This window comes from Nonomuraea sp. NPDC049309 (genome assembly GCF_043196965.1).
GTDB classification, from domain to species: Bacteria; Actinomycetota; Actinomycetes; order Streptosporangiales; family Streptosporangiaceae; genus Nonomuraea; species Nonomuraea fastidiosa.
The window spans coordinates 1,225,700-1,239,862 of the sequence record NZ_JBICSH010000001.1 but is presented as its reverse complement, the minus strand read 5'-3'; the positions used below and the strand labels follow the sequence as shown (position 1 = coordinate 1,239,862).

Sequence of the window (14,163 nt, the reverse complement as noted above, 5' to 3'; positions counted from 1 at the left end):
CACATTCCGGGCCCACCGGGTGTTACGTTGAATTGCAGGAACCAGTCAGCAGAACCGATGTTCAAGAGCTGTGCCGGGTGACCGGTCAGGAAAACGGAGCAGCCCGTGTTGCAGATGGAGGTCGTGGGCGTTCGAGTTGAAATGCCCACAAATCAGCCGATCGTCTTGCTCAAGGAGGCACACGGGGAGCGGTTCCTTCCTATATGGATCGGCATGACCGAAGCCACGGCCATCGCGTTGGCCCAGGCTGAGGAGCCGCCGCCGCGGCCGCTCACCCACGACCTCTTCAGGGACGTGCTGAGCGCCCTGGGTGTCGGCCTGCGAGCGGTCAACATCGTCGCCCTGCGCGACGGCATCTTCTTCGCCGACCTGGTGTTCTCCAACGGCGTGGAGGTGAGCGCGCGGCCGTCCGACTCGATCGCGCTCGCCCTGCGTACGGGGGCGCGCATCTTCGCCAGCGAAGAGGTCGTCCAGGAGGCCGGGGTCATCATCCCGGACGACCAGGAGGACGAAGTGGAGAAGTTCAGGGAGTTCCTTGACACGATCACTCCCGAAGACTTCGGCAGGGCGGGGTAGGTATTTCAGTGCATTTACGCTTCACGACGCGCCGAGCCGGATCGTTGACTGAGCATGGTCACGGTCCTACGGTGCAAGTGAAACCCGTGGCCGCCCTTCACGAACCCCCAGATCAGGCCACGGGATGAGAGAAAGCCGGAGGTCCGCGTGGCGGTCAGCAGCGGCGAGGGAAAGACGGCCGGCCAGGAAGATCCGGTGCGGCGCGAGAGCGCGCGGCAGCGTGCCGGAGAGCAGGGACTGCTCTTCGACGAGCAGCCGACGGCGCTGCCGGGTGACATCGGATACCGCGGGCCCACGGCCTGCGCCGCCGCCGGCATCACCTACAGGCAGCTCGACTACTGGGCGCGCACGGGCCTGGTAGAGCCCACGATCAGGGCCGCGCACGGCTCGGGCTCGCAGCGGCTCTACAGCTTCCGCGACATCCTGGTGCTCAAGGTCGTCAAGCGGCTCCTCGACACCGGGGTGTCGCTGCAGCAGATCCGTACGGCCGTCCAGCACCTGCGTGACCGCGGGGTCGCCGACCTCGCCCAGATCACGCTCATGAGCGACGGCGTCAGCGTCTACGAGTGCACCTCGGCCGACGAGGTGATAGACCTCCTCCAGGGCGGGCAGGGCGTGTTCGGCATCGCGCTCGGCCGGGTCTGGCGCGAGGTCGAGGGATCCCTCGCGGAGCTGCCGGGGGAACGCGCGGCGGTCGCGGACACCGTCCCGGCCGACCACCCCGCTGACGAACTGGCCCGCAGGCGGCGCGCCCGCCGCATCGGCTGACCCGATCGCTTCCGTACGCTCGCGCCGGGGTGAACGCCGCCCGCGGCGCGGCACGTACCGGAACGCAGAGGTGACGAAGCGTCACCGCCTCATCGAACGCTCACTGCGAGACCCGCGGTGAAGTGCGCCTTTCACCCGTGATGCGGTGCACGGCAATAGCGGCCTAACGTAGTAATCTAGGACAGCAAGGCTGACGACCCCGTGCGGGAGAGTCCCCGGGCCCAGGGCCCAGGGCGCCGAAGGAGCAACCCTCCCCGGAATCTCTCAGGCAACCGGTACCGCTCGGGCGAGGCGACTCTGGAAAGCAGGCGCGCCCGCCAGGCGTGTCTCACCGACGGTGCAAGCCCTGCGTCAGGGTGAAGCTCTCAGGTCGTGGCGCCGCGCACCGCGTGGCCCGCGCTGACAGAGGGGGAGATCCGGCACTCGCCCGCGCCCCGGCGCCGGTCTCCGCAAGCCTCGGGAGGCACACCATGACCGATCTGTCAGCTCCTCCGTTCTCGTCCAGGCATATCGGCCCCTCCGAGTCCGAGCAGCAGCGCATGCTCGAGGCCGTGGGCTTCGAGTCCGTCGCCGACCTCGTGGCCGTGGCCGTCCCCGAGTCGATCAGGGCCAAGGACCGCCTGCGGCTGCCCGCCCCGATCGGCGAGGCCGAGGCGATCGCCGAGCTGCGCGCCCTGGCCGGCCGCAACAAGGTCCTCACCTCGATGATCGGCCTGGGCTACTACGACACGGTCACGCCCGCCGTCATCCGCCGCAACCTGCTGGAGAACCCGGGCTGGTACACCGCCTACACGCCGTACCAGCCGGAGATCTCGCAGGGCCGGCTCGAGGCGCTGCTGAACTTCCAGACCGTCGTCTCCGACCTCACCGGCCTGCCCGTCGCCGGCGCGTCCCTGCTGGACGAGGGCACCGCCGCCGCCGAGGCCATGACGCTGGCCCGCCGGGCGGGCAAGTCCAAGAGCAGCGTCTTCGTGGTGGACGCCGACGCGCTGCCGCAGACCAAGGCCGTGCTCGCCACCAGGGCCGAGCCGCTCGGCATCACGCTCGTCGAGCACTCGCTCGACGGCGAGCTGCCCGAGTGCTTCGGCGTGCTCGTGCAGTACCCGGGCGCCTCCGGCCGGCTGCGCGACTTCCGCCAGATCGCCGCCGCCGCGCACGACAAGGGCGCGCTCGTCGTGGCCGCCGCCGACCTGCTCGCGCTCACCCTGATCGCCGCCCCCGGCGAGCTGGGCGCCGACATCGCCGTCGGCTCCTCCCAGCGCTTCGGCGTGCCGTTCGGCTTCGGCGGCCCGCACGCGGCCTACATGTCCGTACGCGACGGGCTGCAGCGCCAGCTCCCGGGCCGCCTGGTCGGCGTGTCCGTGGACGCCGACGGCGACCCCGCGTACCGGCTGGCCCTGCAGACCCGCGAGCAGCACATCCGCCGCGAGAAGGCCACCAGCAACATCTGCACCGCCCAGGTCCTGCTCGCCGTCATCGCGAGCATGTACGCCGTCTACCACGGACCCGAGGGCCTGCGCCGCATCGCCCGCCGCGTGCACCGCCACGCCAGCGCCCTGGCCGAGAGTTTCAAGGGCGCCGGCGTCGAGGTCGTGCACGGCGAGTTCTTCGACACCGTGCTCGCCCGCGTGCCCGGCAGGGCCGCCGAGGTCGTGGCCGCCGCCGCCGAGCGGGGCATCAACCTCTGGCAGGTGGACGCCGACCACGTCTCCGTCGCCTGCGACGAGAAGACCGGCGCCGCCGAGCTGGCCGCCGTACGCGCCGCCTTCGGCGTCACCGGCGAGGCCGTCGAGCCCGAGCAGGCCCCCGACGCGCTGCCCGCCTCGCTGCTGCGGGAGAGCGACTACCTCACCCACCCGGTCTTCCACCAGCACCGCTCCGAGACCGCGATGCTGCGCTACCTGCGCAGGCTCCAGGACAAGGACATCGCGCTCGACCGCTCGATGATCCCGCTCGGCTCCTGCACCATGAAGCTGAACGCGACGACCGAGATGGAGCCGATCACCTGGCCGGAGTTCGCCGCCATCCACCCGTTCGCGCCCGAGTCGCAGGCCGAGGGCTACCGCGAGCTGATCGGCACGCTGGAGAGCTGGCTCGCCGAGGTGACCGGCTACGACGCCGTCTCCATCCAGCCGAACGCCGGCTCCCAGGGCGAGTTCGCGGGCCTGCTGGCCATCCGCGCCTATCACCGGGCCAACGGCGAGGACCGGCGCGACGTCTGCCTCATCCCGTCCTCCGCCCACGGCACCAACGCCGCCAGCGCCGTCATGGCCGGCATGCGCGTCGTCGTCGTGGCCTGCGACAAGGACGGCAACGTCGACCTGGCCGACCTCGACGCCAAGATCGAAAAGCACCGCGACGCGCTCGCCGCGATCATGGTGACGTACCCGTCCACGCACGGCGTGTACGAGGAGGCCATCACCGAGATCTGCGCCAAGGTGCACGAGGCCGGCGGCCAGGTCTACGTCGACGGCGCCAACCTCAACGCGCTCGTCGGCCTGGCCAAGCCGGGCGAGTTCGGGGCCGACGTGTCCCACCTCAACCTGCACAAGACCTTCTGCATCCCGCACGGCGGCGGCGGGCCCGGCGTCGGGCCGGTGGCCGTCCGCGCCCACCTCGCCCCCTACCTGCCCGGCCACCCGCTGCGCGGCGGCACCCCGGTCGGGCCGGTCTCGGCGGCGCCGTACGGGTCCGCGGGCATCCTGCCCATCTCGTACGCCTACGTCAGGATGATGGGCGCCGACGGCCTCACCGCCGCGACCCAGCAGGCCATCCTGTCGGCCAACTACCTCGCCCGCCGGCTGGCCCCGCACTACCCGGTGCTCTACACCGGCCGCGGCGGCCTGGTCGCGCACGAGTGCATCATCGACCTGCGGCAGATCACCAAGGAGACCGGCGTCACCGTGGACGACGTGGCCAAGCGCCTCATCGACTACGGCTTCCACGCGCCGACCATGTCGTTCCCGGTGGCCGGCACGCTGATGATCGAGCCCACCGAGAGCGAGGACCTCGCCGAGCTCGACAGGTTCGTGGACGCGATGATCGCCATCCGCGGCGAGATCGCGAAGGTCGCCTCCGGCGAGTACGACAAGACCGACAACCCGCTGCGCAACGCCCCGCACACCGCCGAGTCGGTCACCGCCGACGAGTGGACGCACCCCTACAGCCGCAGCGAGGCCGCCTACCCGGTGGCGTCCCTGCGCGAGAACAAGTACTGGTCGCCGGTGCGCCGCATCGACCAGGCCTACGGCGACCGCAACCTGGTGTGCTCCTGCCCGCCGCTGGAGGCGTACGAGGACTGAGCGGAGACGCGGAGGGCGGGCGGTTCGCCCGCCCTCCGGCGTGTGCGGGCGGGCTTCTGCGGGCCCCGGCGGCGAGGCGGCCAGTCCTTCGGCGTCAAGTGAGCAGACATGATCGGCGGAACTCGTTAGGCTCGGGGCCGACCGTCCCCACAAGGAGCTCCGTTGACGTCCTCAGAACTGGAGACCTCGCCCCTCGACACCGCCCGCCGCCTGGCCGAACGCGGCGAACTCGACGCGGCGGCGGCGATACTCGGCGAGCTGGCCGACGACCCCGACGATCCCGACCGCGCCCAGGCCGCCGTGGGCCTCGCCGTGGTCCTGGAGCAGCGCGGCGACGTCGAGGCCGCACGGCGGGCCGCCAGGACCGCCCTGGCCACCGGACACCCCGAATACGCCGCACAGGCCGCCTGCCACCTCGCCCAGGGGTTCGAGCGCGAGGGGCGCGACGAGCAGGCCAGGGGCGCCTGGCAGGCGGTGCTGGGGGTCGGCACGCCCGCGTACGTGCCGCTGGCCCGCCTCGGGCTGGCCAGGCTCGCCGTCCGCGAGGGCAACCTGGCCGAGGCCGAGAAGGAGCTGCGCGAGGCCATGCAGGCCGGCGTCGAAGCCGGCGACGAGCGGATCGGCGCGCACGCCGCCCAGCGCCTCGCCGACCTGATGGTGGAGCACGGCGAGCCGGGCGCGGCGGCCGAGGTGCTGCTCGACGCCCTGGAGTTCGCCCCCGAAGACGAGATCCCCGGGCTGCGGGTCCAGCTCGGCATCGCGCATCTGGAGCTCGCCTGCGCCGAGTTCGCCGCGAGCCTTGACAGCGGCGCCGACCCGCAGACCGGCGCCCTGGCCATCGAGCTGCTGGCCCGCACGCTGCCGCTGCGCGGGCGCACCGAGGACGCCGAGCGGGTGTGGACGTACGGGCTGGAGCACGAGGACGAGACGCTCGCCGCCGAGGTACGCCTGCGCTACCACCGCGACACCTGACCCGTTGCGGCCGTCTCGCCGGACCGGGCCCGAGGGTGTCCGGCCGCCTCCCGGCCCAACGCCTGACCACGCTGGCCGGGTTCCGTGCCTGTTCAGCGGCGGCGCATGATCACGGCGGCGGCCGCCACGTTGATCGCGACGATCGCCATCCAGGTGATCAGCAGGCCGGTCGCGCCCGCGCTCGAGCCCGCGATGCCCGTCAGCGGGATGCCGAGGGCCAGCGAGCCGATCACGATCGGGACCATCGGCCCGGCCGGGCTCTGCCGCTTGCCCCGCGGCGCGGGCTCGTGGAGGTCGAGTTCGGCGCGTACGCGGTGCGCGATCGTGGCGTCGAGGCGCTCCATGAACGAGTCGATCAACGCGGCCTCGTACTCGGGGCCCAGGTCGCGGCGGGCGTCCAACGTGGCCTGCAGGTCGTCCCTGAGGCGTTTGTCTGACATGCGATCTATCATGTACGGCCCGGCGGCACGCCGTCATCCCACCTGAGAGGTAGGGCGTGATCCTCCGCAGGTACGGTGCTGCCATGCAGGTGATGACCCCGAAAGGTCCGGCGGCGGTCGAGATCGACGAAGCCGAGGACCCCCGGCTGCTACTGGTGATGACCCACGGCGCGGGCGGCGGTGTGGACTCGCCCGATCTGCTGGCCGTACGCGATGCGGCCCTGGCCGTGGGCGCCACGGTGGCGCGGGTGACGCAGGCGTTCCGGGTCAAGGGGGCGCGGGCGCCCGGCAACGCGGCCGCGCAGGACGAGGCGTGGGTGAGCGTGGTGAACGCGCTGCGCGAGCGCTTTCCCGGGCTGCCGCTCGTCCAGGGCGGGCGGAGCAACGGCGCCCGGCTGGCCTGCCGTACGGCCAAGTCCGTCGGGGCGCTCACCGTGGTGGCGCTGGCCTTCCCGGTGCACCCGCCGGGCAAGCCGGAACGCTCCCGGGTCGGCGAGCTGCGCGAGGCCGGGGTCGATGTGCTGGTGGTGAACGGCGATCGCGACCCGTTCGGCATACCCGGCGCGGAGGACGCGGCCAAGCTGGTGGTGCTGCCGGGCGAGAACCACGGCCTCAACAAGAACCCCGCCCGCGTCGGTGAGATCGTCGCGGAGTGGCTGACCCGGTACGCCTAGCCCGCACTGTCCGGGCTTGTACGCGCTCGCCCGCGTGCGTGCGCTCCAGCGGCAGCGCGCTTGTACGTGCTCGTCCGCGTGCGCTGTAGCCGCATTACGTTTGTACGCGCTCGCCCACATGGGTGCGCTCCAGCGCGCATCGCGCGGGCTTTTCTCAGCAGGCCGCACGGACCGTGGTACCGGCCTCTTGGGGCGGCCTTGTGCGGATCTCAGGAGGGTCTGCAGAAGAGCCCTCCGAGGTGGCCCTGTGCGGGCCTTCGGACGGGCCCGCGCGCGGCGTTCACGTGCCGCTGGCGCGGGCCGGCGAAGTCGGGCGGCCCGGCCGCGGAAGTCGCGCGCCGGCCGCCCGGTGGCGGGTCAGGCCGCGCCGACCACGGGCCGGTGCGGTGCGATGGCCGCGCCGCTGGGCAGAAGCTCCCCGGTGTCCTCGAACAGGACGACACCGTTGCAGAGCAGGCTCCACCCCTGTTCGGGGTGACTGGCGAGGGTGCGGGCCGCTTCGCGGTCCGGCGCCTCTGCATCCGGACAGGCCGGTTCATGCGGGCACATCGGCGTGCCTCCGATATCTCGTGGGATGCTCCCGTGGTGGAGGGGCGGGAGCCGGCTCGGGTGGTTGTGCTGGCCCGTGTGCGCGAGTCACACGTTCCGGCGTGACCCGCAGGGACTGTTACAGAAGGGTCCCCGAACCGTGTGACCTTCGACACAACGTGCCTCTTGCAGGATAACGGGCCGAGCGCACCACGCGCATCACGTTTGCAATCCCTTGAGAAGAGCGTCGAGTCCGCGCTCGAAGTCCTCATCGGCTCTTTCGTCCCGCCTGACCCATTCATCGACCTCGGGGTCGGCCCAGCCGGACTGCTGCACCTCGACCGCCACGCTGCCGAACACGAAGGCCCGCAGCGCGCGCACGGCCTCGGCGGCGTTCTCCAGCCCCGCCTCGGCGAGCTGCTCGGTCTGCTCTCTGATCGCGATGGCCGTGGCGCCCTTGGGCGGTTTCGTCAGTGCCAGCGCCAGCACGCCCGGATGGTCGCGCAGCAGCTCCCTGCTCGCCCGGCACCACGCCTTGGCCGTCTCCTGCCAGGTCGACTGCGGCTCCACGTGCACGGACGTGACGTGCTCCGCCAGGGCGTCCATCAGCGCCTCCTTGCCGCGGGGCAGGTGGTGGTAGATGGCCATCGCCTCCACCTGCAGCGCGTCGCCCAGGCGGCGCATCGTGAGGCGCCGCAGACCCTGGGTGTCGGCGATGTGCAGCGCGGCCTCGATGATCCGCTCGCGCGAGAGGGGGACCGGCGGTCTCTTGGCGGGCATGCCGGTGATCTTACTATGTAAAGGCGCTCGCGCCGGGGCGATTTCCGCACGTGTCGCCGGACGGCGTACGCTTGGCGGTTGAACAAGCAACGACAGCGTGAAAGGGCCGGGTCGAATGGCGTTTTTCCGTCCGCGGGTGAGCCGGGAGGCAGAGGTTCGCTACCACGCGGACCAGGAGATAGCCAAGAGCTTCCCTGAGTTGCTCGAGAAGGCCAGGCAGGCCGAGCGCACGCTGCAGGAGCTGCGTGCCGCCGACGCCGACGAGTTCGAGCTGCGCGAGGCCGGGCTGGCCTTCGACCGCGCGCTGACCGAGGCGCTGCGGGCCGCCGAGGCGGGGCAGCGGGCCACGTTCGGCGTGAAGGCCTACGACGACCGGATCGCGCGCCGCAAGGCCAAGGCGACCCCCGAGGGTGCCATGTGGACCGCCGAGGTCAACCGCCTGCGCACGCTGCGCGAGGAGAACCGGCTGTGGGGCATCCCGCGCGTTCCGCAGCGCGTCCCCGCCTCCCGCTGACCGGCCGCCGCTTCCTGCGGCTTACCCGTCTTCTGCAGGTCGGTCGCGTGCTGAGGGCTTCCGTCTCGCGCGGGCCGGTCGCGCGCTGAGGGTTTCCGTCTCGCGCCGGCCGGTCGCGCGCTGAGAGTTCCCGTTTTCCGTCGACCGGCCGCGCCCTGGGTCCCGCGGGTGGCGCGTGACCGTCCAACAGGGGCGGGTCCCTGTACATGACGAGAGCCCCGGTGGATCACCGGGGCTCTTGGTGTCGGCACGCCCAGCCGAGCGGGGTCAGCTCGCCCAGTCCAGCAGCGGGCGCGTGTTGCTGGGGTGGCGGAGCTTCGACAGGGATTCCTTCTCCAGCTGGCGGATCCGCTCCCGGGTCAGGCCCAGGTGCTTGCCGATCTCGTCCAGGGTGTGCGGCTTGCCGTCCACGAGGCCGAAGCGCAGAGCCATGATCTTCGACTCGCGCGGCGAGAGGTTGTCGAGCACGCCGCGCAGCTGGTCGCCCAGCAGCTGGCGGTCGACGATCTCCGACGCCTCGGGGGAGTCGACGTCCTCGATGAGGTCGCCGATCGTGGTCTCGCCGTCCTCGCCGATCGTCGCGTTGAGCGAGATGGGCTGCCGGCTGGTGCGCAGCAGCTCCTCGATCTGGTCGGGCGTCTTGTCCAGCTCGACGGCCAGCTCCTCGGGCGTGGGCTCGCGGCCGAGCCGCTGGTGCATGTCGCGCTCGACCCGCGACAGCTTGGAGAGCATCTCCAGCACGTGAACGGGCAGCCGGATCGTCCGGGCCGAGTCGGCGAAGCCGCGCTGGATGGCCTGCCTGATCCACCACATGGCGTACGTGGAGAACTTGAAGCCCTTGGTGTAGTCGAACTTCTCCACGGCCCTGATCAACCCGAGGTTGCCCTCCTGGACGACGTCCAGCAGGGACATGCCGCGGTCGGTGTACTTCTTGGCCACCGACACCACGAGGCGCAGGTTGGCCTCCAGCATGTGGTCCTTGGCCTGCTTGCCGTCCTCGACGACCATCTTGAGGTCTTCGCGCAGGTCCTCGGGCAGGTCGGGCTGGGTCTCCAGCTTGTACTCCGCGTACAGGCCCGCCTCGATGCGCCTGGCCAGCTCGACCTCCTGCGCGGCGGTGAGCAGGGTGCGGCGGCCGATGGACTTGAGGTAGGTGTGCACGGAGTCGCCCATGACGGACGCGGTGTCGTCGAGGTCGAGCGGCTCGTTCTCGAGGTCGGCGTCCTCACCGTCGATGGCGAGGTCGTCGGCGGCGTCCTTGACCGTGTCCTCCACGTCCTCCACGGGCTCCGGCGCGGGCTCGGGCTCGGCGCCGTCGGCCTTGCGGGACTTCTTGCCGTTGCGCTTGGTCGGCGCCTGGGCGTCGGTTTTTGCCTCGCTCGCCTTGCGGCGGGTAGTCTTTGCGCGCGAGGTGGTCTTCTTGGCGGCGGCCTTCTTGGCAGGGGCAGTGGTGCTGAGAGACGGCTCGTTCTCGGTGGCCAGGCTCACGCCGGCCTCTGAGAGTTCACGCAGGATCGTGCGGCCTTCAGAGGGGCTGATACCGGCCTTCGCGAAAGCGTCACGCAGCTCCGCCAGAGAGAGGTGACCCTGCGCTCGCCCTCGTTCAATGAGCTGGTCGAGAGTTTCGGGCGGGGTCGCCACGGCGGTTCTGGGCATGAGGACACCTCCTCCGTACGGAGTGGAAGCGATCAGGCAGGTTGTGGTGGGGCGGTTGACGTCCGCACGGCGCACCAGTATCAATAACGCCATTCGCCGTCATTTGTTCCCGGTGCGCACGATGCGGGGATGAGAAGGGGCGGAACGCCCGAATACTCAACCGCCCCCGCCCCTGTTCTTATTCCGGCTGCCCGCCGATCTCTCCGGAATCGCCTTCGCCCATCTCCAGCCTGCCCACCTCCGGCATGGGCATCGGCTGGGCGTCCTCCATCCGCTGGTCGCTCCAGTAGCGCAGCACCGTCTGGGGGTCGGGGTTGACCTCCGTGGAGACCACGGCGGGCTCGCTGCTCTCGGGGCCGGGCTGCTCGCCGGACGGTGACACCTTCTCCATCTCGGCCCTGGTCTCCCTGGCGACCTGGTCGAGCTTGCCCGCCGAGGCGGCCGCCGCGACTGACGCGCCCCCGACGATGATGACGCCGACGACGGCCGCGGATGCCCACATCTTGCGGGTCTGGTCCATGAAGGCTCCCTCCTTCTTCCCCACTATGACGCAGCCGCAACTCGTCAGGTTCCTGCCCTCAGGCGGACCAGATCGGTCTTTCCGTTCGGCAGCAGTGGTAGCCGGGACATCAGCCGCAGGTCGCGCGGGGCGGCGTGGGGAGGAAGCCTATCGCGGCAGTATGCCCGCAGTTCTGAAAGTGTTGGTGGTGTGTCGGGGTGGGCGGGGACCACGACGGCCGTGACCAGCTCACCCCATTCCGGGTCCGGTACGCCGACCACGGCCACGTCGGCGACCTCGGGGTGCGCGGCGAGCACGGCGGTCACCACGCCGGCCACCACCTTCTCACCGCCGGTGTTGATGACGTCGTCGGCCCGGCCCAGGACGCGCAGCCGCCCGCCGTCGAGCTCGCCGAGGTCGGAGGTGACGAACCAGCCGCCGTCGAGCGGGGCGGGCGGCCGGTCGAAGCGGTAGCCGGAGAACAGCACCGGGCCGGCGATCCTGATGAGGCCGTCCTCGCCGATCTTGACGTCCACGCCGTCGAGCGGGCGGCCGTCATAGACGCAGCCGCCCGAGGTCTCGCTGCTCCCGTACGTCGTCACCACCCGCGCGCCCAGCTCGCGGGCCTTCTCCAGCAGGCCAGGACGGGCCGCGGCGCCGCCGAGCACGATCGTCTTGAACACCGACAGATCCGCACCCATCTCGACCAGCCGGTGGAGCTGGGTGGGCACCAGCGAGACGTGGTCGGCACCCGAGTCGAGCACCGCCCGGGGGTCGAAGGCCGGGTGGATCACCGGTTCGCTGTCCGAGAGCAGCGCGCGTACCAGGACCTGCAGGCCGGAGACGTGGGAGACGGGCAGGCAGCACAGCCAGCGCTCGCCCCTGGCCGCGCCGACGCGGCGCAGCGAGGCGGAGGCCGAGGCGCGCAGCGCGGCGGCCGAGAGCATGACGCCCTTGGGCGGGCCGGTGCTGCCGCTGGTGGAGATCACGACCGCCACATCGCCGGGAACGCCGGCGCCGCCGTCGCGGGGCGAGCCGCCGACGTGGGTGGGCCGCAGCGCCTCGATGGCGGGACCCTCCTGGCCGGGCGCGAGCGGAAGGACCGCGGGTCCCTCACCCGCCAGCGCGTCGCGGATCGCCGCGAACAGGGCAGGTCCCGGAGGCTGCACGATGGCATGCAGTGGCCGGTCCGGATGCGACGGGTTCCTCCACATGCTCGTAAGGTTAATGGCGACAGGTCGGACAGCGGGTTCAGGGAGGGTCGTGACGCGTTCCCCCGTGGTCTTCCGGATCCCGATGCGTACACGGCTTCACGGGCAGACCGCCGCAGCAGGGCCGCCCCCGCGGGCTCGCGCCCTGCGGCCCGGCACGTTCCCGAGCGACCCGCCCAGGATCTCCCCGCACGGCCGGTCCGGTGCGTCCCCGGGCACTCCGCCCAGGGTGTTCCCGCGCGGCTCGTCCGGCGTGTTCCCGTGCGGTCCGCCCGGCGTGTCCCCGTGCGATCCGCCGGGGGAGCGGGCGGTGCGGCCGTCCGCCGGCGGGCGGCGGGGGCAGGCGGTGCGATCGGCGCCCCCGGTGCTACTGTTCCGCCGCCCCATGGGGAATTTTCAGCATTTGTCGGCATTTGAGATCCACTGGCTTGGCCGGAAGCAGGAGGCGTCCCGTTGAACCCCGCTACCGCGCTGGCCACGGTGCTGGTCGACGAGCTGGTGCGCTGCGGCCTTACCGACGTGGTGCTGGCGCCAGGCTCGCGTTCGGCACCGCTGGCCATGGCGCTGCACGCCGAGTCGCGGGTGCGCCTGCACGTGCGCATCGACGAGCGCTCGGCGTCGTACCTCGCGCTCGGCCTGGCCAAGCGCTCCGAGCGGCCGGTCGCGCTCATCTGCTCATCCGGCACCGCGGCCGTGAACTTCCACCCGGCGGTCGTCGAGGCGTCGGAGTCGGGGGTGCCGCTGCTGGTGCTGACCGCCGACCGCCCGCCCGAGCTGCGCGGCACCGGCGCCAACCAGACGATCGACCAGCTCAAGCTGTACGGCACCGCGCCCCGCTGGTTCGCCGAGGTCGGCGTGCCCGAGGAGCGCCCCGGCCAGGTCGCCTACTGGCGCTCGCTGGCCTGCCGCGCCTGGCAGCACGCCGCCGGCGCCGGCAACCCGGGCCCCGTCCACCTCAACGTGGCCTTCAGGGAGCCGCTGATCCCCGACGGCGACACGAGCTGGTGCGAGCCGCTCGACGGCGCGGCGAACGGCCCGTGGGTGCGCGCCAGGGTCGCCCCGCCGCCGGTTGCCCTGCATCTGCCGCCCACCAGGCGCGGCGTGCTCGTGGTCGGCGACGGCGCCGCGAACGTGCGCCGCTACGTGGCCGCGGCCGGCATGGCGGGCTGGCCGGTGCTGTCGGAGCCCAGCGGCGGCGGCCGTTACGGCGACAACGCCATCTCCACCTACCACTACCTGCTGAGCACGCCCGAGTTCGCCGACGCCCACCGGCCCGACGTCGTGGTCACGCTGGGCAGGCCGGGGCTGTCGCGCCCGCTGCTGTCGTGGCTGCAGCGGGCGGATGAGCACATCGTGGTCGCGCCCGACCTCGACCGCTGGCCCGACCCGACCCGCTCGGCCACCCAGGTCGCGCAGGCCGTGGAGATCCCGGTCGCCTCCGGCGACGACAGCTGGCTGCACGCCTGGCGCCGCGCCGACCAGGCGGTCAGGGCCGTCGTTGACGAGGTGCTCGACCTCACGGGCACCAGCGAGCCGCGCCTGGCCAGGGACCTCGTCGACGCGCTGCCGAACGGCTCGCTGCTGTTCTGCGGCTCCTCGATGCCGATCCGCGACCTCGACCAGGCGATGCGGCCCCGGCGGGGCATCAGGTTCATGGCCAACCGGGGTACCTCAGGCATCGACGGGCTCGTCTCCACCGCCATGGGCGCCGCGCTGGCGCACAACGGCCCCTCGTACGCGCTGATAGGCGACCTGTCGTTCCTGCACGACCAGAACGGCCTCATCCTCGGCCCCCGCGAGCCCCGGCCCGACCTGTGCCTGGTCGTCGTCAACAACGACGGCGGCGGGATCTTCTCGATGCTGCCCCAGGCGGCCATCCGCGATCCGTTCGAGCGGGTGTTCGGCACCCCGCATGGCGTGGACCTCGGGTATGTGGCGGCGGCGACCGGCACGCCGTACACGCTGGTGTCGGACATCGGCGACCTGCCCAAGGCGCTGCGCGGCCAGGGGCCGCGCGTGGTGGAGGTGCGCACCGACCGCGAGGAGAACGCGCTCGTGCACGCCCGCCTGCGCGAGGCGGCGCAGGACGCCGTGCGCGCCTTCCTCGGCGCCTCCTGACCGACCCCGCCGGACAGCCTGCTGAGCGCCTGCGCCGGATCGCCTGCTGAGCGCCTGCGCCGGACCGCCTGCCGGGCGCCCTGCCGGCCCCGTCTGTTGCGCCACCGCAGGACCGCGGTGACGCC

The 14,163-nt window shown here is 72.0% G+C and carries 13 protein-coding genes and 1 riboswitch; of the genes, 7 read left to right on the top strand and 6 right to left on the bottom strand.

What is annotated here, in order from left to right; all coding sequences use genetic code 11:
- Positions 1-105 precede the first annotated feature (105 nt).
- From ACGFIM_RS05840 to ACGFIM_RS05825, 4 genes are all read left to right on the top strand, one after another.
- The gene (locus ACGFIM_RS05840; protein ID WP_090771501.1) at positions 106-576 is read left to right on the top strand and encodes a bifunctional nuclease family protein; all 471 of its coding nucleotides are present in this window, start codon (positions 106-108) and stop codon (positions 574-576) included.
- Between the two features lie 147 nt (positions 577-723).
- On the top strand, positions 724-1,344 hold the full coding sequence (locus tag ACGFIM_RS05835) for a MerR family transcriptional regulator (protein ID WP_393195239.1): 621 nt from the start codon (positions 724-726) through the stop codon (positions 1,342-1,344).
- A 194-nt stretch (positions 1,345-1,538) separates the two neighbouring features.
- A riboswitch (glycine riboswitch) is annotated at positions 1,539-1,635 on the top strand.
- A 179-nt stretch (positions 1,636-1,814) separates the two neighbouring features.
- Complete coding sequence (gene gcvP / locus ACGFIM_RS05830) at positions 1,815-4,646, top strand: aminomethyl-transferring glycine dehydrogenase (protein WP_393195236.1); 2,832 nt, start codon at positions 1,815-1,817, stop codon at positions 4,644-4,646.
- Between the two features lie 162 nt (positions 4,647-4,808).
- Positions 4,809-5,618: a tetratricopeptide repeat protein gene (locus ACGFIM_RS05825; RefSeq protein WP_393195233.1), complete on the top strand. Its 810-nt coding sequence runs from the start codon at positions 4,809-4,811 to the stop codon at positions 5,616-5,618.
- A gap of 92 nt (positions 5,619-5,710) precedes the next feature.
- Here the strand turns inward: ACGFIM_RS05825 and ACGFIM_RS05820 are convergent, their stop codons facing one another.
- Entirely contained in the window at positions 5,711-6,058 is a 348-nt protein-coding gene (locus tag ACGFIM_RS05820) for a hypothetical protein (RefSeq protein ID WP_393195230.1), read from the bottom strand.
- A gap of 83 nt (positions 6,059-6,141) precedes the next feature.
- Here ACGFIM_RS05820 and ACGFIM_RS05815 point away from each other — a divergent pair, with 83 nt between their 5' ends.
- Positions 6,142-6,732, top strand: coding sequence for an alpha/beta family hydrolase (locus ACGFIM_RS05815; protein WP_393195227.1), 591 nt, complete (start codon positions 6,142-6,144; stop codon positions 6,730-6,732).
- Between the two features lie 357 nt (positions 6,733-7,089).
- Here ACGFIM_RS05815 and ACGFIM_RS05810 read toward each other — a convergent pair whose 3' ends face one another.
- Both ACGFIM_RS05810 and ACGFIM_RS05805 read right to left on the bottom strand, forming a co-directional pair.
- Positions 7,090-7,281, bottom strand: a complete 192-nt coding sequence (locus ACGFIM_RS05810) for a DUF5999 family protein (RefSeq protein ID WP_364052933.1) — start codon at positions 7,279-7,281, stop codon at positions 7,090-7,092.
- Positions 7,282-7,479: 198 nt separating this feature from the next.
- A complete protein-coding gene (locus ACGFIM_RS05805; RefSeq protein WP_393195224.1) occupies positions 7,480-8,040 on the bottom strand; it encodes a TetR/AcrR family transcriptional regulator C-terminal domain-containing protein in 561 nt (186 codons plus the stop codon).
- Positions 8,041-8,176: 136 nt separating this feature from the next.
- On the opposite strand from ACGFIM_RS05805, the gene ACGFIM_RS05800 reads away from it, so the two are divergent.
- Positions 8,177-8,554, top strand: a complete 378-nt coding sequence (locus ACGFIM_RS05800) for a hypothetical protein (RefSeq protein WP_393195222.1) — start codon at positions 8,177-8,179, stop codon at positions 8,552-8,554.
- 267 nt (positions 8,555-8,821) lie between these two features.
- On the opposite strand, the gene ACGFIM_RS05795 is transcribed toward ACGFIM_RS05800, so the two are convergent.
- The 3 genes from ACGFIM_RS05795 to ACGFIM_RS05785 form a co-directional block, all read right to left on the bottom strand.
- Positions 8,822-10,210, bottom strand: coding sequence for an RNA polymerase sigma factor (locus ACGFIM_RS05795; RefSeq protein ID WP_393195219.1), 1,389 nt, complete (start codon positions 10,208-10,210; stop codon positions 8,822-8,824).
- Between the two features lie 178 nt (positions 10,211-10,388).
- Positions 10,389-10,730 carry a hypothetical protein gene (locus ACGFIM_RS05790; RefSeq protein WP_393195216.1) on the bottom strand — a complete coding sequence of 114 codons (342 nt, stop codon included), beginning with the start codon at positions 10,728-10,730 and terminating at the stop codon, positions 10,389-10,391.
- A gap of 44 nt (positions 10,731-10,774) precedes the next feature.
- Positions 10,775-11,923 carry an AMP-binding protein gene (locus tag ACGFIM_RS05785; RefSeq protein ID WP_393195213.1) on the bottom strand — a complete coding sequence of 383 codons (1,149 nt, stop codon included), beginning with the start codon at positions 11,921-11,923 and terminating at the stop codon, positions 10,775-10,777.
- 450 nt (positions 11,924-12,373) lie between these two features.
- Here ACGFIM_RS05785 and menD point away from each other — a divergent pair, with 450 nt between their 5' ends.
- Positions 12,374-14,038, top strand: coding sequence for a 2-succinyl-5-enolpyruvyl-6-hydroxy-3-cyclohexene-1-carboxylic-acid synthase (gene menD / locus ACGFIM_RS05780; protein WP_393195210.1), 1,665 nt, complete (start codon positions 12,374-12,376; stop codon positions 14,036-14,038).
- Positions 14,039-14,163 lie beyond the last annotated feature (125 nt).

Coding starts and splice junctions, on each gene's coding strand:
- gcvP (WP_393195236.1), top strand. CDS start 1,815: ATGACCGATCTGTCAGCTCCTCCGTTCTCGTCCAGGCATATCGGCCCC.
- ACGFIM_RS05815 (WP_393195227.1), top strand. CDS start 6,142: ATGCAGGTGATGACCCCGAAAGGTCCGGCGGCGGTCGAGATCGACGAA.
- ACGFIM_RS05785 (WP_393195213.1), bottom strand. CDS start 11,923: ATGTGGAGGAACCCGTCGCATCCGGACCGGCCACTGCATGCCATCGTG.
- ACGFIM_RS05820 (WP_393195230.1), bottom strand. CDS start 6,058: ATGTCAGACAAACGCCTCAGGGACGACCTGCAGGCCACGTTGGACGCC.
- ACGFIM_RS05795 (WP_393195219.1), bottom strand. CDS start 10,210: ATGCCCAGAACCGCCGTGGCGACCCCGCCCGAAACTCTCGACCAGCTC.
- ACGFIM_RS05810 (WP_364052933.1), bottom strand. CDS start 7,281: ATGTGCCCGCATGAACCGGCCTGTCCGGATGCAGAGGCGCCGGACCGC.
- ACGFIM_RS05790 (WP_393195216.1), bottom strand. CDS start 10,730: ATGGACCAGACCCGCAAGATGTGGGCATCCGCGGCCGTCGTCGGCGTC.
- ACGFIM_RS05805 (WP_393195224.1), bottom strand. CDS start 8,040: ATGCCCGCCAAGAGACCGCCGGTCCCCCTCTCGCGCGAGCGGATCATC.